Annotated in this window: 16 protein-coding genes and 1 pseudogene; 5 read left to right on the forward strand and 12 right to left on the reverse strand. The window is 40.8% G+C overall.

The genetic code is table 11. The features are described 5' to 3' along the window. Nucleotides 1–424: 424 nt before the first annotated feature. From pgsA to uvrC, 3 genes are all read right to left on the reverse strand, one after another. The gene (gene pgsA, locus FTT76_RS04545) at nt 425–1012 is read right to left on the reverse strand and encodes a CDP-diacylglycerol--glycerol-3-phosphate 3-phosphatidyltransferase (RefSeq protein WP_078190467.1); all 588 of its coding nucleotides are present in this window, start codon (nt 1010–1012) and stop codon (nt 425–427) included. A 104-nt stretch (nt 1013–1116) separates the two neighbouring features. Then, nucleotides 1117–1911 (reverse strand): thioesterase family protein, encoded by a 795-nt coding sequence (locus FTT76_RS04550; protein ID WP_180050760.1) that lies wholly within the window; start codon nt 1909–1911, stop codon nt 1117–1119. 136 nt (nt 1912–2047) lie between these two features. After that, nucleotides 2048–3847, reverse strand: coding sequence for an excinuclease ABC subunit UvrC (gene uvrC / locus FTT76_RS04555; RefSeq protein WP_180042078.1), 1800 nt, complete (start codon nt 3845–3847; stop codon nt 2048–2050). Between the two features lie 178 nt (nt 3848–4025). Between uvrC and FTT76_RS04560 the strand changes: the two genes are divergently transcribed. Next, entirely contained in the window at nt 4026–5084 is a 1059-nt protein-coding gene (locus tag FTT76_RS04560; RefSeq protein ID WP_180065789.1) for an AAA family ATPase, read from the forward strand. A gap of 52 nt (nt 5085–5136) precedes the next feature. On the opposite strand, the gene FTT76_RS04565 is transcribed toward FTT76_RS04560, so the two are convergent. From FTT76_RS04565 to FTT76_RS04575, 3 genes and pseudogenes are all read right to left on the reverse strand, one after another. Next, nucleotides 5137–5547 (reverse strand): PH domain-containing protein, encoded by a 411-nt coding sequence (locus FTT76_RS04565; protein ID WP_180025935.1) that lies wholly within the window; start codon nt 5545–5547, stop codon nt 5137–5139. 181 nt (nt 5548–5728) lie between these two features. After that, nucleotides 5729–6811: a diguanylate cyclase domain-containing protein gene (locus tag FTT76_RS04570; protein WP_180025934.1), complete on the reverse strand. Its 1083-nt coding sequence runs from the start codon at nt 6809–6811 to the stop codon at nt 5729–5731. 366 nt (nt 6812–7177) lie between these two features. Beyond that, nucleotides 7178–7376 (reverse strand): annotated as a pseudogene (locus FTT76_RS04575) (lipid A hydroxylase LpxO); the annotation flags it as partial. A gap of 814 nt (nt 7377–8190) precedes the next feature. Here FTT76_RS04575 and fadB point away from each other — a divergent pair. The 3 genes from fadB to drt2 all read left to right on the forward strand — a co-directional run bounded on the left by fadB (nt 8191) and on the right by drt2 (nt 13324). Then, the gene (fadB, locus tag FTT76_RS04580) at nt 8191–10344 is read left to right on the forward strand and encodes a fatty acid oxidation complex subunit alpha FadB (protein ID WP_180190090.1); all 2154 of its coding nucleotides are present in this window, start codon (nt 8191–8193) and stop codon (nt 10342–10344) included. 12 nt (nt 10345–10356) lie between these two features. Continuing rightward, on the forward strand, nt 10357–11529 hold the full coding sequence (gene fadA, locus FTT76_RS04585; protein WP_180059364.1) for an acetyl-CoA C-acyltransferase FadA: 1173 nt from the start codon (nt 10357–10359) through the stop codon (nt 11527–11529). 406 nt (nt 11530–11935) lie between these two features. Continuing rightward, a complete protein-coding gene (gene drt2, locus FTT76_RS04590; RefSeq protein ID WP_180190091.1) occupies nt 11936–13324 on the forward strand; it encodes an antiviral reverse transcriptase Drt2 in 1389 nt (462 codons plus the stop codon). Between the two features lie 196 nt (nt 13325–13520). Here drt2 and tehB read toward each other — a convergent pair whose 3' ends face one another. After that, nucleotides 13521–14393, reverse strand: coding sequence for an SAM-dependent methyltransferase TehB (gene tehB / locus FTT76_RS04595; RefSeq protein WP_180190092.1), 873 nt, complete (start codon nt 14391–14393; stop codon nt 13521–13523). A gap of 296 nt (nt 14394–14689) precedes the next feature. Here tehB and FTT76_RS04600 point away from each other — a divergent pair, with 296 nt between their 5' ends. Continuing rightward, complete coding sequence (locus FTT76_RS04600) at nt 14690–15244, forward strand: hypothetical protein (RefSeq protein ID WP_180190093.1); 555 nt, start codon at nt 14690–14692, stop codon at nt 15242–15244. Between the two features lie 54 nt (nt 15245–15298). Here FTT76_RS04600 and FTT76_RS04605 read toward each other — a convergent pair whose 3' ends face one another. From FTT76_RS04605 to FTT76_RS04625, 5 genes are all read right to left on the reverse strand, one after another. Beyond that, on the reverse strand, nt 15299–16198 hold the full coding sequence (locus FTT76_RS04605) for a GGDEF domain-containing protein (protein WP_257235039.1): 900 nt from the start codon (nt 16196–16198) through the stop codon (nt 15299–15301). A 51-nt stretch (nt 16199–16249) separates the two neighbouring features. Then, a complete protein-coding gene (locus tag FTT76_RS04610; protein ID WP_180190095.1) occupies nt 16250–16660 on the reverse strand; it encodes a hypothetical protein in 411 nt (136 codons plus the stop codon). Between the two features lie 376 nt (nt 16661–17036). Beyond that, nucleotides 17037–17315 carry a hypothetical protein gene (locus FTT76_RS04615; protein ID WP_078190480.1) on the reverse strand — a complete coding sequence of 93 codons (279 nt, stop codon included), beginning with the start codon at nt 17313–17315 and terminating at the stop codon, nt 17037–17039. A gap of 79 nt (nt 17316–17394) precedes the next feature. Continuing rightward, nucleotides 17395–18144 carry a hypothetical protein gene (locus FTT76_RS04620; protein WP_111885958.1) on the reverse strand — a complete coding sequence of 250 codons (750 nt, stop codon included), beginning with the start codon at nt 18142–18144 and terminating at the stop codon, nt 17395–17397. 192 nt (nt 18145–18336) lie between these two features. After that, nucleotides 18337–18864: a hypothetical protein gene (locus FTT76_RS04625; RefSeq protein WP_257235021.1), complete on the reverse strand. Its 528-nt coding sequence runs from the start codon at nt 18862–18864 to the stop codon at nt 18337–18339. Nucleotides 18865–19045 lie beyond the last annotated feature (181 nt).

The raw sequence follows: 19045 nt of genomic DNA on the forward strand, positions 1-19045 counted from the left end.
TTAATTGTATTTTTTCCATTACATATATCGACTTTTATCGTTTAAATCCAAACAAAACCTACCAAAGTTATTGGCCAATTTGTATCAAAAATTCTTAATGTAAATTTGTGATACATTTCTCAATAAAACACAACATTACACTACAAGAAACTCCATGTATTTCTAAGTCTGCTTTCCTATACTAGCAATCAAGGAGATGGAAACATCTTCCATAATAGCGATAAGTAACCCCGATTTTCCTTCCCAGATTTCCCCCAAAATCTGGGAATTTTTTTATCCAAAATTTGCGCTAACGTCTCACATTTAACTTCAAGCTCTATTCAAATGAAGCGTTGTTCAAACTAGACAAACCCTCAATTTTTTCTAAAAGCTAGGCAATAAAAAAGCCCCGATAACGGAGCTTTTAATAATCTACATTTTTTCATCAAGGCTGTTTTAAATACGGCCATGCGGCTTTCAAATATATAAACATCGACCATAAAGTTAAAACCACTGCTGTATAGAGCAATCCATACGCCAACATTTCAAGGGGTTGCCAATTCAGCAAAAATACTGAGATCGCAATCATCTGAAATGCTGTTTTATATTTACCAACGGTTGAAACCGCAACACTGGTACGTGCGCCTAATTCAGCCATCCATTCACGTAGCGCAGACACTGTAATTTCACGTGAAATAATCACAATCGCTGCAAAGGCCATCGAAATGGTCGGTTGCCATTGCACCAAGACGATCAACGCAGTTGCGACCATCAGCTTATCTGCTACAGGATCGAGAAAACGTCCAAATGCTGAAGTCTGATTTAAACTTCTCGCAAGGTAGCCATCAAACCAGTCAGTGACAGCTGCGATCACAAAAATAGCGGTCAGCAATATATGACGTGACATGCTTGCAGCATGCTCACCCACGCCCATTGCAGGTGGCCAATACGCCACCAACAAAAACACAGGAATTAAAGCAATTCGTGCCAATGTTAAAATATTAGGAATATTCAGGATTCGACCTGTTGTCATAGACACCCCAGTTTTCCCCTCATGCACGATGAAAATGCAAAATAATTTGAGGATTTATCCATCGTTAGTTGCACTCACTTTATACGAAATGCCCCTCAGTGTCACTAGGCAAACACCGTAACAGTCTGTCGCGCAATCGCTATCAACTGGTTATTTTCATCCCATAAATGAGCATATTCTGTAGCGTATCCATCCGCTGCATAATCGGTAAATACTTTATATTTAAACCAATTATGTAAGTTTGATTGCAAGGGATGTACATAGGTCAATGTCCACGTTAAAGAACTAGCAGGTGCCATGGTTTTGTACATAGGCAGTACACCGGGCGGCCACATATCCATCGAGACCATTAGGTCAGCAACAGTCATCTTACGGTTATCATGACGTTCTGGGTTAAAACGCATCCAACCACTAAAGTCAGGCTTTTGACTTGCTGTACATGGATACTGCCCATCTACCCAGACCAAATCCATTTGCTGAAAGCACTGGGGTGCAAGTGGATGATGTTCGGCAATCTTTAAGCTGCTCACTTCAGGAAAATTGGGTGCTTGACGCTCCTGATTGACGGCAATGCTTGATTCACGTGGAACACCAAAGCTCGCCAATAAAATGCTTTGTACGGCATCATCTTGCCAAAGTCGAACTTCAATGGTGGTGACGGATTTGCCCTGTCTTAAAATTTCCGCACTTAAACGCACGGGCGCCAATTGTACTGGCCCAACAAAGGTCACATTACAACTGAGTAAACGTCGCTGCGGATCTGCAATGATGGCAACGGCTTTGTGCATCATCATGCCAGCCACTAAGCCGCCATAGATCGTACGTCCTTGCAACCATCCTTCTGGAATCTCAACCCATTCATTGTGTTCAATATGTTGATACAACTGTGCGAGTGACATCATCATCCCTGATCATATTTTTGATTTTTATATCATTGTATAAAAATCAAATGATGTGAATGATCAGTGACTCATGCGTCAATGAGCATTTTGGCAAATTCAGACTTGATGCGTCATCGATTGGGCTTAGTTCGCGCTATTCATGCAGGATTTTATAAATGGTGCGCGCCATCACATCGCCTAATCCCGGTACAAGTTTTAAATCATTTTCCGAAGCTTTGAGTACCCCCTGAATGCCACCAAAATGGGTCAACAGATCCCGACGACGTTTTGGCCCTAAGCCCGGAATCACCTCAAGTACCGATGAGCCACGCTTTTTATCTCGTTTCGCTCGATGTTTAGTAATAGCAAAGCGGTGGGCTTCATCACGAACCTGTTGAATCAAATGCAGGGCTTTATGGTCTTCGGGCAATTGGATTTTTTCACCATCGGTAAAGTGCAAGGTTTCCAGACCTGGTTTACGCCCCTCGCCTTTGGACACCCCGACCATAAAGGCATCGAGCTCGAGCTCCTGCATGACTTCCATCGCCATGTGTAATTGACCTTTACCCCCGTCAATTAATAGCAAATCGGGCAGCATATGCTTTTTATAGCGGCGGGTCAGCGCTTGACGCATGGCAGCATAATCATCGCCTTCGGTAATATCATTGATGGAAAATTGGCGATAGTCACGCTTTCTTGCGCCGCCCGCATCAAAGACCACACAAGACGCGATGGTTGCCTCCCCCATGGTATGAGAAATATCAAAACACTCAATACTGTCAATCGGCCGCCCAACGACTTGCTCTAACTGATGAAAGCGCTCATTCAATTCAAAATGATCAGCCAATTTACCTTTAATCGCATGTTGTACATTCATCTGTGCCAATTCTTGCCACTCTGCACGGGTTTCACGCACTTTATGTTTGATTTGAATCCGCTTTTCAAAGTGTTGGTACAACGCATCTTCCATGTCTTTACGATCTGGAATATCGACATTAATGATGAGTTCCGCAGGGATTTCGTCTGCCACCTGAAAGTAAAAATTGGCAATAAAATCTGAGAGCATTTGCCCCAAATCATCGCCCAACATGTCAGGAAAATAACTCTTTCCGCCGAGCATTTTACCATTGCGCACATGCATAATCTGCACACAGGTCACACCGGCTTGATAAGCAATGGCAATGATATCGGCCTCACCTTTGACTTTATAAATCGCTTGCTGGGTTTGTACATCACGCAGCAGCGCCATACGATCACGATAAAACACCGCCTTTTCAAACTCCAAAGCTTCGGCAGCAGCTTCCATTTTTCCAATTAACTCTTGATTGAGCTCTTTGGTGTCGCCTTGTAAGAAACGAATCGAGTTATTGACATCTTCTTTATAATCTTCGGGTGAGATCAACCCCACACAAGGCGCGGAACAACGTTTAATTTGGTATTGCAGGCATGGTCGTTTGCGCTGTGAAAAATAGCTATTTTCACACTGACGCACATTAAACAGTTTTTGCAGCACCACCAAAGTATCACGCGCGTTATAAGCACTCGGATAAGGCCCGAAAAACTTACCGGCCTGATGCTTCGCTTTGCCTCGCCCTGCGGCAATTCGTGGATAGGGTTTATCGGCTGAAATAAAAATATAGACATAGGATTTGTCGTCACGCAGCATGATGTTATAGGGCGGACGATGCAGCTTAATCAGGTTTTGTTCGAGCAATAAAGCTTCGGTTTCAGAACGCACCACCAAGGTTTCAATGTCGTAGATTCGTGCCACTAAGGCCTGTGTTTTCGGATGTTCAATGGTTTTAACAAAATAGCTCGACACGCGATTTTTTAAATTCTTGGCTTTACCGACATACAGCAACTCACCGTCTTTACCAAGCATGCGGTAAACACCAGGTAGAGTCGTCATATTAGCCAGAATTTTTTCAATATGTTCGCGTGCGTTTTCGTTCACTTTTGCCTTGTTCCATCATCGATATTGCTCTTTGACATGATGTGATGCTTTTACCTGCATTTTCAAGCAATCCAGCAAATTTATTGTTGCTCATAGCAATGATCTGATTGCTAAAAGCTATTAATGCAAAATTCTAAATTTGCTATGCTCAAAACATCCCGCTTTAGGAACATGATGCATGACGAACGCCAATCCCGCCATCCATGTCGTACACCCGACAACTTCGACGCATAGCACTGCTGAAAAAAACCGTTTGATGGGTAAGCCGCGTTTTCATTTTGAACCGCATGACGTTATGCAACACCTAAAGCAACGGATCATTGGACAAGAAGCAGCATTAGACGAAATTGAAAAAATGCTGCATGTGGTCAAGGCTGATTTTTCCAGTCCTGAACGACCGCTCTCCGTAACCTTAATGCTTGGACCGACAGGTGTTGGTAAAACCGAAACTGTGCGTTTAATCAGTGAAGTGATTTATGGCCGACCTGATGCCTTTTGCCGTATTGATATGAACACGCTCGCACAGGAACATTATGCGGCTGCCATTACTGGCGCGCCTCCGGGCTATGTCGGTTCTAAAGAAGGCCATAGTTTATTTGATGAAGTTGCCATTGCAGGTAGTCATACCCGACCGGGCATCGTGCTTTTTGATGAACTGGAAAAAGCGTCAACCGAAGTGCTTCGCGGCTTAATGAATGTGCTGGATAGCGGAAAATTAACCCTAACCTCAGGTACAAAAACCATCGACTTTCGTAATTGTATGATCTTTATGACCAGCAATGTCGGTGCACAAGCGGCACAGCAATATCTAGATAAGTTAAATTTTTTACCCGAAAAAATACAGAAGGTTTGTCTCAAACGCGTGCCGGTCAGCAGCATTATTGAAAAAGTCATGCAACGTAAATTCGACCCTGAATTTATTAACCGTATTGACCGTGTACTGCAATATCAACCCGTTCAAGATGATGCCTTGCCCCGTTTGGTGGAGATTGAACTGGAAAAACTTAATCAACGCCTACAACATCAAAAACGCAGTATCAAACTCACAGATGCAGCCAAAGCACATTTTTATCAGAACCATGATATTCGTTATGGCGCACGACATTTAGCACGAAAAATACGAGTAGAACTTGAGCCAATTTTGGCGATGTATTTTTTACAGTATCCTGAACAAACTCAATTACACTTAGATGCACAACACGACAAGTTGGTGATCACCGACGAACTTAATTCATAAAAAAGCACGTGATCGCGTGCTTTCTATTGATTTTAAGCAACCAAATTGATAATCAACTTAAGTTGATGCCCAATGCCTGCGCAAAAGCTTGCTGGTCTTTGGGTGAAACCATGACAAATTTGGCTTTCCCCTCCTGCACATATTCGATTTTTAAACGTTTAATCGAAAGCGCAGGCGCAGCAGATAAATCCTGACTTGGACTAACGCGCTGAATCTCGACCAATGGAATACGCCAACGCACAAACATGCTGCGGATATTCAAATGTGTTTTCGTGATTTGATAACGCGTATTGAAAGGCCACCATAAAATCAGCACCGTCAACACGTACACGGCGGTATGAACAGGATATTGCTGCATGGTACCTTTAGCTTGCATCGTCAGTAATAATTGAATGAGCAAGCCACTCATACAAATAATAAATGCGACCACCCACCAATCTTTTTTTGAACGAAAAACTTGCATCTTATCCCCCATCAACAGCTTTTATTCTATACAAGATTTTGAAGGATGCATCTGCTATTTCAGCTTTATTTTTTGCAGGAAATAAGCGTATTTATCACATTATTTCCAGGAAGATTAAGACCCATTTAGCTCAAGTTTTGCAATTCATCCATTGTCATTTTTGACATTCTCTAGGCTCAGATCACGCTTCTTTCGACATGGGTTGTTCCTGCAAACGTTTATAATTCTTTTTCTCTTGATACATTTTAGCATCGGCTTGTTGTACTAAGCTCATCGCATCTACATAGCCTTGCTGATGGTCTGTTTGACACAACCCAATACTTAAACTTAAGCCTGCTTCCATTTCAGCCACTGCTTCTAATAAACGCGGGATAAAACTCCCTTCCACATGCTTTTCACTACATCCGGGCAAGACCAAACAAAATTCGTCTCCGCCATAACGGAAGCAATGATCATCCGAACGTGCAACCGACTTTATGGCCGCAGCAACCATTTGTAGTACCTGATCTCCACGTGGATGACCTTGTTCATCATTGATCTTTTTAAAATCATTGATATCAATAAACACTACTGTCACAGGTTCATGATTACGCTGTGCGGTATATAAAATACTGGTCAATAAGGTCGATAAATGCCGGACATTTAAGAGTCCTGTTAATGGATCGCGCTGTGAAAGCTCTTCCATTTCTTGTGCACGAAACTCTAGCGCATGCGCATACTGTTCCATTTTTTCACGGGAGATCTTCACCTCATTAATCAAACTCCATACATAGGTTTCCACCACCAATGTAGTATCGAACATAAAGAGCTTTTCCAAGGTGTTAATAATCCGCTGATATTGTTCCGTATCATTAAAGGTACGCTGAATTAAGCGAAACAACATGGTCTTTAGGGTATGCACCGCAGAGAGATACAACTTCGGCTCTACACCTATCCGCTTATGAACCAAACCAATCCGTAAACGGTTATTCACATACGCGCTGTCATAGCGCCCGGAAAATAAATCCAATAAATATTGATGCTGCGCGCGTTGCAAACGCTTCAAGGTATCAAGATCACCAATCAAAGTGGCAATTTCTGGAATTGAGGTCTGATTTTCATAAAATTCATCGACCATACTGTCGAGGATCGGCGCCACAATTCCACCAATCGAAGCCAGTTCCGCCAGCTCTAAATCAGTCAAGCCAAGCAACTGTTTACGTCGTTCTATATCTTGCATCGAAATATGCATTTGATGCATCAATGTTTGGTTGGTTGCTTTCATGAATCGGATCCCCTTCCCGCCAAATCAACCCCATCAGGCGTTTACACAGGGTTTCTATGCAGTAGGTCTTCATGCCTGCAGCAAAGCTTCCACCGTTTTCACCCTTGGGCTTTGGCTATCATTGATGATGACGATTTTTCTTTCAGCTCAACGGTTTTGCATGGGCTTAGGCTCGAACGTCAACATCATATTCCTCGTATATTGGTTCACTTTTTCTGGCTTATTCTGGCTAATATTCTTTCTGCTTTTGGCTGATTTGCTCTGCATGATTATTTTTATTCTGCTTGCACGATAACTGATATTTTGCTGACTGTCAGCATAAAAAAACGCCCCTAAGGGCGCATTTTTTCAATATTTATTCCACTTTTAAAATAAATATGGACGTACAAAAATCAGGAAGAAAAGCCCCAACATCAGGGACATCTTTAAAAAGTAATACAGTGAACGATTGTTTTTTCAAGGCTTTGGCTTTTATGCGAATTTGATAGACATAGCCAACCACTGTATTTAAGCCACCTGTTTTATCACCACTTTTATTCTGTGAACTCGCAGCAGTCATGACATTGGTCATCATCAGTACGAAATGCTTTGATACCGCCTTTTACATAAAGCCTATGCTTCATCACAAATCATTTCCCCGTTTTCATCTCAGACTTTTAAAGCTTTAAAATTAAGCGTGGTACTTAATAACTGATGTTATGTGTGTAAAAGTAATTTCGCATTTTTAAAATGAATTTTAAGTTTATTCGACAGGGTCTTACATTTAGGGTTTGAATAAAGGGATTAGCCTTCGGCTGGAGGTACTCTTACGAAACGTTGTTTCTCATTTGGCAAAATGAGAAGCGTGCTTCGTAAGAAAACCTACTCGCGGATGGCGTTACCGTGTATCGTTTTTTATTTGCGTCAAATTGCACTTCTGATGTTACTGCGTAACATCAGTTAATAAGATGACATTTTTGAGAGTGCTTCGAATCTTACATCGTGCTCAGTGATGCTTAAATCAGCAGCATAGATCACTGTGTCTCATCAAAGATGGATAACCATGCCAAAAGTGAATTGACCATTCTGCCGAAAAATACACTTGCTTTTTTCTTGAATTTTTCTTTCGCATCTCAATCTATAGCTTACATTTATAAAAAAATGTGAACTGAAACATAAGCTTCAACATATTTAATTAGAGCGATAGCGATTAAAGGCAGATCCAAAGGCTATTTCCAAAAGAAATTTTGATGACCCTAGCGTCACGGCTTGATACAACTTGTTATGTTCTTTTTAGATATAGTTATCGTAAGATTAGCGAGGCATAAAGTGTACGCAGGAACCGCGTACTCGCTTCACAACATCAACTTAGAAGTCCTCCAAAATAAAGGAGATCAGGCATGATCCACGCTGGCAATGCCATTACCGTCCAAATGCTTTCGGACGGAATTGCAGAATTCCGCTTTGACTTACAAGGTGAGTCGGTCAACAAATTTAACCGCGCAACAATTGAAGATTTTAAAGCTGCAATTGACGCTGTTAAAGCAAACGGTGACATCAAAGGTTTAATCGTTACTTCAGGTAAATCTACATTTATCGTGGGTGCAGATATCACTGAATTCGGTGACAACTTCGCTCAAGGCGAACAAGCGATTGTGGATTGGGCATTGCCTGTTCACGACATCTTCAATGCGTTTGAAGATCTAAACGTTCCTAAAGTTGCTGCAATCAATGGTATGGCATTGGGCGGCGGTTTTGAAATGTGCTTAGTGTGTGACTATCGTGTGATGTCAGATGCTGCACAAGTTGGCCTTCCAGAAATCAAACTGGGTATCTACCCTGGTTTTGGTGGTACGGTTCGTTTAAGCCGCGTGATTGGTATCGACAATGCGGTTGAATGGATGGCAATGGCTGCACCGAAAAAGCCAGCTGCTGCGCTCAAAGACGGTGCTGTTGATGCAGTTGTTACTGCAGACAAACTACAAGACGCTGCAATTGACCTTGTAAAACAAGCGATTGCTGGCCGTGTAGACTGGAAAGCAAAACGTCAAGAAAAATTAGATCCTGTTAAATTGAACATGCTTGAACAAATGATGGCATTCAATACAGCGAAAGGTGCAGTTCTTGCAAAAGCAAATCCTGCTCAATACCCAGCGCCAAAACTTCTTCTAGACTCATTACAAGCAGGTGCAAGCCTTCCACGTGATGAAGCATTGAAAATCGAAGCGCAAGGTTTTGCTAAAGCGGCTGTGACTCCACAAGCAGGTGCGTTAATTGGTTTATTCCTTAACGACCAAATTGTGAAGAAAACTTCGAAGAAATATGAAAAAGGTGCACACCCTGTCAACCAAGCAGCTGTATTAGGCGCGGGTATCATGGGTGGTGGTATTGCTTACCAAGCGGCAAGCAAAGGCACACCAATCATCATGAAAGACATTGGTAACCCACAACTTGCTTTAGGTATGAAAGAAGCTAATGGCTTACTGACCAAACAAGTTGAACGCAAGAAAATGAAACCTGCTCAAATGGGTGAAACTCTTGCGCGCATCCGTCCTACTTTAAGCTATGACGAATTCAAAGAAGTGGACATCGTGATTGAAGCAGTCACAGAGAACCCGAAAGTTAAGGGTATCGTACTGGCTGAAACTGAAAAAAATGTTCGTGACAATACGATCATTGCTTCGAACACGTCAACCATTTCAATCACACGTTTGGCTGAAAACCTACAACGTCCTGAAAACTTCGTAGGTATGCACTTCTTTAACCCAGTTCACATGATGCCATTGGTAGAAGTGATACGTGGTGAGAAAACATCTGCTGAGGCAATCGCAACGACTGTGGTTCTTGCTCAGAAAATGGGTAAAACACCAATCGTGGTAAATGACTGCCCGGGCTTCCTTGTAAACCGCGTATTGTTCCCTTACTTTGGTGCATTTGACCTTCTATTGAAAGACGGTGCTGACTTCCAACAAGTCGACAAAGTCATGGAAAAATTCGGCTGGCCAATGGGTCCTGCTTACCTCATCGACGTTGTGGGTATCGACACAGGCGTACACGGTGCAGAAGTGATGGCGGAAGGTTTCCCTGACCGTATGAAGCCTGACTTCAAAGGTTCAATTCAAACGATGTATGAAGCAAAACGTTTGGGTCAAAAGAATGACGTTGGTTTCTACAAATACGAACTTGACCGTAAAGGTAAGAAAGCCAAAGTGGTTGATCCAGTGGCTTACGAACTTGTGGCTTCTGTTGCAACTGCGGAAAAACGTGAATTTGATGCTCAAGAAATCATTGACCGTATGATGCTGACGTTCTGTAACGAAACTGTTCGTTGCCTAGAAGACAACATCGTAGCGACTGCTGCTGAAGCAGATATGGCGATGATCATGGGTGTAGGTTTCCCTCCATTCCGTGGTGGTCCATGCCGTTACATCGACCAAACAGGTGTCGCTGAATACGTAGCGCTTTGCGACAAATATGCGTATTTAGGTAAGGCTTATGAAGCGCCACAAATGTTGCGTGACATGGCTGCTAACAACAAAAAATTCTACGGTTAAGGAGCAACGTGAATGGCTACTTTAAATCCACGTGACGTTGTCATCGTTGATGGCGTACGTTCAGCAATGGGTAAAACCAAAAATGGTATGTTCCGTAACGTACGTGCTGACAGCTTATCTGCTGAATTAGTACGCGCGCTTGTTGCTCGTAACCAGTTTGATACCAATGAAGTTGAAGACGTTATCTGGGGCTGTGTAAACCAAACCCTAGAGCAAGGTATGAACATTGGTCGTAACATTGCGTTATTGGCTGATCTTCCAAAGACTGTTGCAGGTCAAACAGTGAACCGTCTTTGTGGTTCTTCTATGCAAGCAATCCACACAGCGGCTGCGCAAATTGCAACCAACCAAGGTGATATCTTCATCATTGGTGGTGTAGAACACATGGGTCACGTTGGCATGATGCACGGCATCGACATCAACCCTGAAGCGTCTAAGCACTATGCAAAAGCATCTAACATGATGGGCTTAACGGCTGAAATGTTAGGTCGTATGAACGGTATTTCGCGTGAAGAACAAGATGCGTTTGGTGTTGAATCACACCGCCGTGCTTGGGCTGCAACACAAGAAGGTCGTTTCAAAAATGAAATCGTGGGCGTTGAAGGTCACGATGCAAATGGTTTCAAAATCCTGTGCGATATCGATGAAGTGATTCGTCCTGATGCAAACCTTGAAGCATTCCAATCGTTACGTCCAGTATTCGATCCGAAAGGCGGTACGGTAACTGCTGCAACATCTTCAGCTTTGTCTGACGGTGCTTCTGCAATGTTGCTGATGTCTGCTGAACGTGCTCAAGCTTTAGGTCTTAAGCCACGTGCTGTGATTCGCTCTATGGCAGTTGCAGGCTGTGATGCTGCGATCATGGGTTATGGTCCTGTACCAGCAACTCAAAAAGCGCTTAAACGTGCTGGCTTGTCTATCGCAGACATCCAAACGTTTGAATTGAACGAAGCGTTCGCTGCGCAAGGTTTGTCTGTTCTTAAAGGCTTAGGCATTTATGACCAACAAGACCGTGTGAACTTGAACGGTGGTGCGATTGCATTGGGTCACCCATTGGGTTGTTCTGGTGCGCGTATCACAACGACTTTGCTGAACGTGATGGAACAGCAAGATACACAAATCGGTCTTGCGACGATGTGTATCGGTCTTGGTCAAGGTATCGCGACTATTATCGAACGTGTTTAATGTTTAGTTAAATACTGAGATAAAAATAAACCCCGCTAATTGCGGGGTTTATTTTTATTAAACAAATATTTGTGATTTAGATTTGAATTCAGTATATTACTTAAGCCCATGTTGTAGAACATGGGGAAGGTAATCTGTTGTCAAGTATTGCACCACACAATATTAGAATAATTTCTAGTACATCTGGTGAAACACTACAAACTGCTCGGAACCAAGTACAAACAATGTATATGGAACTCCACAGAATGTAATCAATGCTTCTCATAGTATATTCCTTTCGTGATCTAAGGACGGTTTAGAGGGAACTGATTTTTGGGGTTCTTAAGTATGCTCTTGGGAATTCTACATATGTAGAACGTTTAATACGGGGATTACCGTCACAACCTTTCCCTTGAGTTTTCTAATAATGACTATTGATGCTGATTTCTTTAAAAATAGACAAAAAAACTATCTGCATTTCGATTACCCTATGCAGCCTCAGAAAATTTATAATTACGTTACAAATCCTAAAAATATTGAGAAGCATGCTTTCTATCCATTCATACATTTCGAGCTAAAATCACGAAAAATAAAAAAAGATAGAACCAAAATTATTAGAGTAAGGGGAAAGAAAAATAGATATGCTATTGTCAAATGCGCGCCAAAGATTAGACCTATCAAATATTCTTCACATATAGATGGCCATATATATGCCTATTACGCTACATTACTAACTCCTAATTATGAAAAATTACTCGAAGAATCTAATCTGTCAGATAGTGTGTTAGCTTTTAGAAAATTACCTAACTCCCCTAATAATATTCATTTTGCTAAAAAGGTTTTTGAGGAAATAAAAGTAAGACAAAACTGTGTTGCTTTATGTTTTGATATTAAAAGTTTTTTCGATGAGCTTGATCATCAAATTTTAAAGAAAGCATGGCTTAAAGTCCTTAATGTAAATTTTTTACCTCGCGACCATTACCAAGTTTATAAATCACTTACTAAATTCTCTTATGTAAATAAGAAAGATGTTTATAACGCTTTAGAATTATCTGTTAATAAAAATCATAAAGATTTAAAAAGACTATGCTCCAGCTATGATTTCAGGAATAAAATAAGAAAAAATAATTTAATTATCAAAGAAGATAAAACGAAAGGAATTCCTCAAGGTTCAGCTATAAGTGCATTTTTATCAAATATCTACATGTTGGATTTTGACAAAAATATCAAAAACTATTTATCAAAATTAAATGCTTCATATTACAGATACTGTGATGATATTTTAATCATCTGTGACTCTGACTTAGGAATGAAAATCGCGCTGGAATCAGAAAAAAGAATTAAGCAACTGAAAGTTCAAATTCATCCAGACAAAACTAAACGAGTTTATTTTCAAGATGGATTACACATCTATGATAAACCATATATGAGTAGAGAATCTCTTCAATATCTCGGTTTCACCTACGATGGTAAAAAAATCTTATTACGTGATACAGGTTTAGCTCAGTATCATCATAAAGCATCAAAAGTTATCAGAATGACTAATAAAAAATTTTTAAAGATTAATGAATCAAGAATTAAAAGAGACGACCACCCCCTGCAATTAAACAAAAAGCACATTTATAGAAGATTTTCATATATTGGTAAACGGAACTACATAAGCTATGCATTGAAAGCAGCCAAAATCATGAATGAACCTTCTATTAATAAACAGATCAAATCACATTGGAAACGTCTTCAAGCCAAAATTAAATTACATGAAGAATTTAACAATGAATATTTTTTTTATATTTGTGATGAAAAGCAGAACCTGTAGAAATAAAAAAAGCTACCGCTGAACAAGCTATTGTAAAGCTGAGAAAAAGGCTGGTTTTCTGGTTTAAGAAGCTCCTTAAAATTACTAAAGCATAAAAAAGATGTCACAGTGACATCTTTTTTATTTGAGCATCCCATTTTAAAAGTGGAATCACGCATTGACTTATTATTTTAGTCAAAGTGCTTTTATGGCTATCCTAAACCCTCTGCGCCAACAACGTCGCAAAATGCTGCTTAATCCGATTGCCTTGCTCATCCACCCGATGCAACTCCCCGACATTTTCATTGTATTTCACAATGTTCCAGCCCTCATACAAAGCACTTAACTCCCCTGCTTTAAAGCTAAATGGAAAGTCAGGCTGCGCAGGCAGATCAGGCGTATCCATCGCACAGACAATCAGGTTATAACCATTGATATTTGTGGCTTGCTGCATCTGCTGAATCAGCGGCTTGACTGTATTGGCCTCTAAAAACATCATCACCACGGTACAGCAAATAAAGTCATATGTACCTGTAATGCTTGGGTCAGCGTTTAGATCACGCTGCTGTACATAAATATTTTCAATGCCTTCCGCAGCGATCACCTCTTGCAGCTTATGCAAACTGTGTGGGTTCACATCCCAAGCATCCACCTCAAAACGCTGCTCAGAAAACTGACTTAAGTACAGCGAATTACGCCCCTGCCCACAGCCGACATCCAAAGCACGACCACCTTGCAAATATGGTGTTGCTGCCAAAATTTCTGAATGTGTTGGACTGAGCTGATACTTCTTATAAAAATAGTCCTGTGCTAAGCAATAAAAACTCAACTGACATTGCACATCGTCACTCGCAGACACAATCTTGTGCCACGCCTGCGGTTCGATAAACGGCGGTGGCTGATCTGGGCTAAATACATGCGTGGAAAGGATATTTCCAGACGCATCTAACATGGCAAAGTTCACTTCACCTTGCAGTACGGTGAGTTTTGCCCAAGTGCCTGCTTTGGTATTGTGCTGATTTTTAAAACCTTGTGGAATCGACTGCTGCGTCCACACAGGGAGCTGTTTATAACAAATAAGCTGCTGCATCTGACGTAATCCCTCATGCGACGTTATTTTATGCCATACCAATGGCGGAAATGTATATTTACCATAACGGCTTTAATAGTGATTTTAAATCAGCTTTGAATTGAAAATTTCGAATGCTGTGCAATGCTCGCTGTTTTTGTTTGTTTTTCTGCGTAACTCCATGTTATCTGTTTGTAACATTGGTGGAATATTCACACAATCAAATCCCTTACTCTGTGCCGTGTAACCTAAGGGCTGTTGATAAGGCATAAAATTTACAATGCCTTATTTTAACTAAGTTTTATAGAGTGATGACTATGAACGCGATCAAAACTACTTTAGCTGTTGCTTTAGTTGCTGCTACAACTTCTGCTATGGCAACTACTGCTGTAGAACAAAAACCTGCGACTGCTGTTGAAGTTGTAAAAGCTCAAGCTGCACAAGCGAAAACTGCAACTGTAGCTGCTGCTCAAGCAACTAAAGATGCTGCTAAAACTCAAGTGGCTGTTGCAGAAAAAGCGACTCAAACTAAAACTTTAACAGTGAAAGAAACTACTAAAGCAAAAACTGCTGACATGAAAAAAGCAGTGGTAGAAAAAGCAGCAGCAACTAAAGAAACTGCAGTTGCAGCAAAAGACGCGACTGTAGCAAAAACTGTAGCAACTAAAGATGCTGTCGTTGCAAAAACTGTTGAAGCAAAAGATGCAGCTGTAGAAAAAGCAACTGATGCAAAAGAAGCTGTTGAAACTAAAACTGAAGAAGTAAAAGCTGAAGCGAAAAAAGACTGCGCTAAAAAATGTGCAGAGAAAAAAGCTGAAGCAGCAAAAGCTGAGAAAAAAGGTTTCTTTTCTTGGTTCAAAAAAGCAGCTTAATCGTTGATTAAATGCAAAAAAAAGATGCCTTCACGGCATCTTTTTTTTGCCCATTTAGACTGCAATACTGCTTTCTGACAACGGAATAATCTTTTGATAAACAAACTGATTTTTCCCTTGTGATTTCGCCTGATATAGGCAGGCATCGACATGTTGTAAAGTCGTGGAGTAATTGGACAAACTCAACTGTTGAAACTCGGCCAAGCCCATACTAAAGCTGACATCTAGCCTTAATTGATCTTTTCGAAACGGCACATGTTCGCAGCGTTCCAAAATTGTTTCACACAACATTTTACCCTGCTCCAAATCGGCACCTTCGAGCAAAATTAAAAATTCTTCACCGCCCCAACGACTAATAAAACTCGCGCGTGGACTACAATTTTTTAAGATTTTTGCCAAATGCACCAAAACACTGTCCCCCATTTGGTGTCCATATTGGTCATTAATTTTTTTAAAATTATCGACATCGAGCAAAATGACACAGCCTTTATCAACCGCACCCTCTATAAATATTTGTTCTTTAAAGGCATGGCGATTTTTCAGTCCCGTCAACTCATCGCAAAAACTTACACGTTGCAAAGCCAAATATAGACGTTTATTTCGTGCATACAGCTCACAAATAAACAGAAAAATGATCAAATAAATACCCAATGCCAAACGATAAGAACTGATCCGCGAGAGCATATGTACCTGTGCATCCGACCAATATTCCCCAGCCAATGGCATGGCACCATACCAGCCACAGATCAGCGTCATTAAGCCAATCAGCCAGCAAAAGGTTTTGAAGTCATATTTGATCGCGTAGTAACACATCAATAAAGGCAAGACCATGCAAGCATAGAAGATCTGATCATTTGAGATCACATATTGGACGGCCAGTGCCACGATCAGATAGCCATAATCCACCCACGGCACATTCATCCAGCGCTGAACACCAAACAGTAAACACACCACAGCCAAACTTGTTGCAAATTGCTCTAGAAAATAATCAACAAAGGCAAAGTATTAGTTGTCCATCTGAAAGCACGCCACAAACAAGAGACTGCCTGCAAAAGCACTCACGATACTCGGAACAGCTAACATTAGGGTTCGCTTAAAGCGGCGTTTTTTTAAATGGCTCAGCGCTAAATAGGCTTTAATAAATACCCAAATCTGAAATGCCGAAATCGCACACAGGAGAAATTTATCTTCTAAGATTTTGGCAGGATCGACCATCAGCGAAGCCACAAAGATCGCACTAAAAGCATAAAGCACGATCAGTAAATCGTGACTTAAATGCTTTCGCATTAAAACCATTCCATAGGCAGCGAATGCATTTACCACCCAAACAGGGCTAATGAATAATTCATAGGTATAGCCTATCGACACCAATGAAACCGCACATATGGCAAGCCATAGCAGTATTAATTTTTTCATACGCTAAAAAAATCGTCTCTAAAAATGGCGATAAACCTTTCATTCAAAGCCAATCGGTCTAAGGTTAGAATTTTTGCAAGTTCAATACAGCTCAGCTTCTTATGAGTTATGGGCTGCTGGCTAAAAAGTTATGTTTAAATTTTCGGCGTATTTTAAGTGATTTAAGTCACACTATTGGTTGATAGTTGTATTAAATTTGCAATTTAAACAATCAAAGACTGTTTTAAAGCCAATGTTTTTTGCGCCATTCGTGCTAGTTCGGAACTCAGTTCCCAAAATGATGCTCGATAACAACAAAAAAGCCATCCGCTAAAGGATGGCTTTCACTTGCATAACATGTCTCGAAGTTGTGCTGAATAATTTGAATGAAAAGGACTTATTTTAATATTTGTAATTGTTCCATCAACCAAGCCATGTATTTATCTTGATCCATAAAGTCAGGCGCCGTCCCTGTATCCAAACTATAAAATTGTTGATTAAATTCAATCACAATCTGTTCAGTCAGATGCCAATCTTCAATCATGCGAAAATACTGACTGAAGAAAAAACGGTTCTTGCCCCAATTGTTTAAACTTTCCAAACGTGGATATTGGCGGTTCGCGATAAAGTCGATATAGACCTGCTGAATATCATCAAAAATCTGAATAGCTCGCATGAGCATGGACCTCTATATGATGTAAAACCTTGCTATAAGCCACTTTATCGCGCAATTTTGAAAGAGAGATGACAGTCAGTTAAAGCTTTTGTTTCAACTCTGAACGGTTCTTTTGGCGGATCTCATCCATTTGTGCATTGAGCGCTAACATCTCTGTATAAAGCTGATTAAACTGCTTTAAAGGCGCATCTTCATAGAACATAAATAATTTATTTTTCTTTTCCCATTTATTGGCTTTCAGCACAGCAAAGAGCTCATCAGCCTTCGCCAAGCTTTGCTTTTCTAACTCAAATAAAGCATGCGACTCATCACTATCACGACTGTCTCTTAAACTCTGCGCAATTTGCTGACGAAACACCTGTTTGACCGCCAACTGTTTGGCCTGCGCTAAACCATTTTCCTCTTGCTGTGTGGTTTTTTGTTCATAAGCATCGACCACTGCATGCACCTGCTGCAGCATTTGCTCAGTCTCTTGATATTGGTTTTTTTTATCTTTTAATAAGCGATCGATATCGAGAAATTTATCCCAATTCAGTGCTTTAAGATCACGAATATATTGATTCCGCGCTTCTGCACGCTGCAGCATTTGGCTCAAAATAAAATCCGACATGATTTTATAATCCCCCGTTAGCCGTGCATCTGTCACATTGAGTTGTATCGGCTCTTCCCAGTGCTGAGCTTGCTGAAAAATTTGCTCGGTTTTTTCACGCAAAACCGTTTCATAGGTCGAGAGTTGCACAGCTTCTTTTTGCTGTACTGAATATTGATAAAACATCCATCCAAAGACCAATACCGTAGCACTGGCCAAGACAACAAAGATACGCGGCATAATGAGCTCCGAATGCCCTTTTATTCAGTTTAACCAAAAGTTTGAAGATTGACGATAAAATAGCCATGCTTTTTAAGAAGGCTATTTGAAAACATCAATGTAAATAGACTTAAATTGCGCATGCCATCAAAACGAAAATTCATGGATAAAACATGAATTTTCGCCTTCAATGTACTGTAGAGATGTATTCGATTATGGGGTCTTGATTGGATTGGTATTTAACTGACGGTCGATGTTTCCGAGATTGATTTGATCACGACTGATTTGCACATTGGTCGCATTACGGTCTATCCCAAAGGGTTGCAACATAATATATAAACCATTGCGTGGGTCAGAAGACTGCAAACCTGCGGCAATATTTAAAACATGCTGTTGCATCAAAGGCGATAAATTCGACATATCTGGCACTGCTGTGGCAGGTAAGATATCAATATTTGACACGATTGTTGCATCGACACCTTTGTTTTGAGTATCACGCTCAAGTTGCATCACCCGTTGCTGTAAGGCTTTACGGCGATCCACCTGCTCTTGATACTCAACAATGCCCGTCTCTGCACGCATTTCACGCTCTGCCATAATGGTTAAAGCAGGCATCTGAATAGCTTGTTGTTCGGTTTCATCAGCTTTTGTAGTGGCTTTTTCCGCAGCCAATGTACTCATAGCCGTCATTACTGCACTAACAAAAACCAAAACGGAAACAGATTTAGGGAGATTCATCATGTTCATTCCAAGAGATTTAAAAATAGAAAATTGAAAAAATTTACACTGCTATTATTGTACAACAATTAATCAATTTACCAGATTTAACCCCGACAAACGGCAGGATAGCACAGCTAGTTTAAACCTCACGTTGCTCATTCTGGACTTGAGATATCATCCTTTACCTATCTGCATTACCACT

The organism is Acinetobacter sp. YH01009 (assembly GCF_013420765.1).
Lineage (GTDB): Bacteria > Pseudomonadota > Gammaproteobacteria > Pseudomonadales > Moraxellaceae > Acinetobacter > Acinetobacter amyesii.

What these genes read in the sequence shown, in the direction of transcription:
- FTT76_RS04620 (WP_111885958.1), bottom strand. Translation starts at nt 18,144, where the DNA reads ATGCCGCGTATCTTTGTTGTCTTGGCCAGTGCTACGGTATTGGTCTTT.
- tehB (WP_180190092.1), bottom strand. Translation starts at nt 14,393, where the DNA reads ATGCAGCAGCTTATTTGTTATAAACAGCTCCCTGTGTGGACGCAGCAG.
- drt2 (WP_180190091.1), top strand. Translation starts at nt 11,936, where the DNA reads ATGACTATTGATGCTGATTTCTTTAAAAATAGACAAAAAAACTATCTG.
- fadB (WP_180190090.1), top strand. Translation starts at nt 8,191, where the DNA reads ATGATCCACGCTGGCAATGCCATTACCGTCCAAATGCTTTCGGACGGA.
- FTT76_RS04625 (WP_257235021.1), bottom strand. Translation starts at nt 18,864, where the DNA reads ATGATGAATCTCCCTAAATCTGTTTCCGTTTTGGTTTTTGTTAGTGCA.
- FTT76_RS04600 (WP_180190093.1), top strand. Translation starts at nt 14,690, where the DNA reads ATGAACGCGATCAAAACTACTTTAGCTGTTGCTTTAGTTGCTGCTACA.
- FTT76_RS04615 (WP_078190480.1), bottom strand. Translation starts at nt 17,315, where the DNA reads ATGCGAGCTATTCAGATTTTTGATGATATTCAGCAGGTCTATATCGAC.
- FTT76_RS04610 (WP_180190095.1), bottom strand. Translation starts at nt 16,660, where the DNA reads ATGAAAAAATTAATACTGCTATGGCTTGCCATATGTGCGGTTTCATTG.
- fadA (WP_180059364.1), top strand. Translation starts at nt 10,357, where the DNA reads ATGGCTACTTTAAATCCACGTGACGTTGTCATCGTTGATGGCGTACGT.
- FTT76_RS04570 (WP_180025934.1), bottom strand. Translation starts at nt 6,811, where the DNA reads ATGAAAGCAACCAACCAAACATTGATGCATCAAATGCATATTTCGATG.
- FTT76_RS04550 (WP_180050760.1), bottom strand. Translation starts at nt 1,911, where the DNA reads ATGTCACTCGCACAGTTGTATCAACATATTGAACACAATGAATGGGTT.
- pgsA (WP_078190467.1), bottom strand. Translation starts at nt 1,012, where the DNA reads ATGACAACAGGTCGAATCCTGAATATTCCTAATATTTTAACATTGGCA.
- FTT76_RS04565 (WP_180025935.1), bottom strand. Translation starts at nt 5,547, where the DNA reads ATGCAAGTTTTTCGTTCAAAAAAAGATTGGTGGGTGGTCGCATTTATT.
- FTT76_RS04560 (WP_180065789.1), top strand. Translation starts at nt 4,026, where the DNA reads ATGACGAACGCCAATCCCGCCATCCATGTCGTACACCCGACAACTTCG.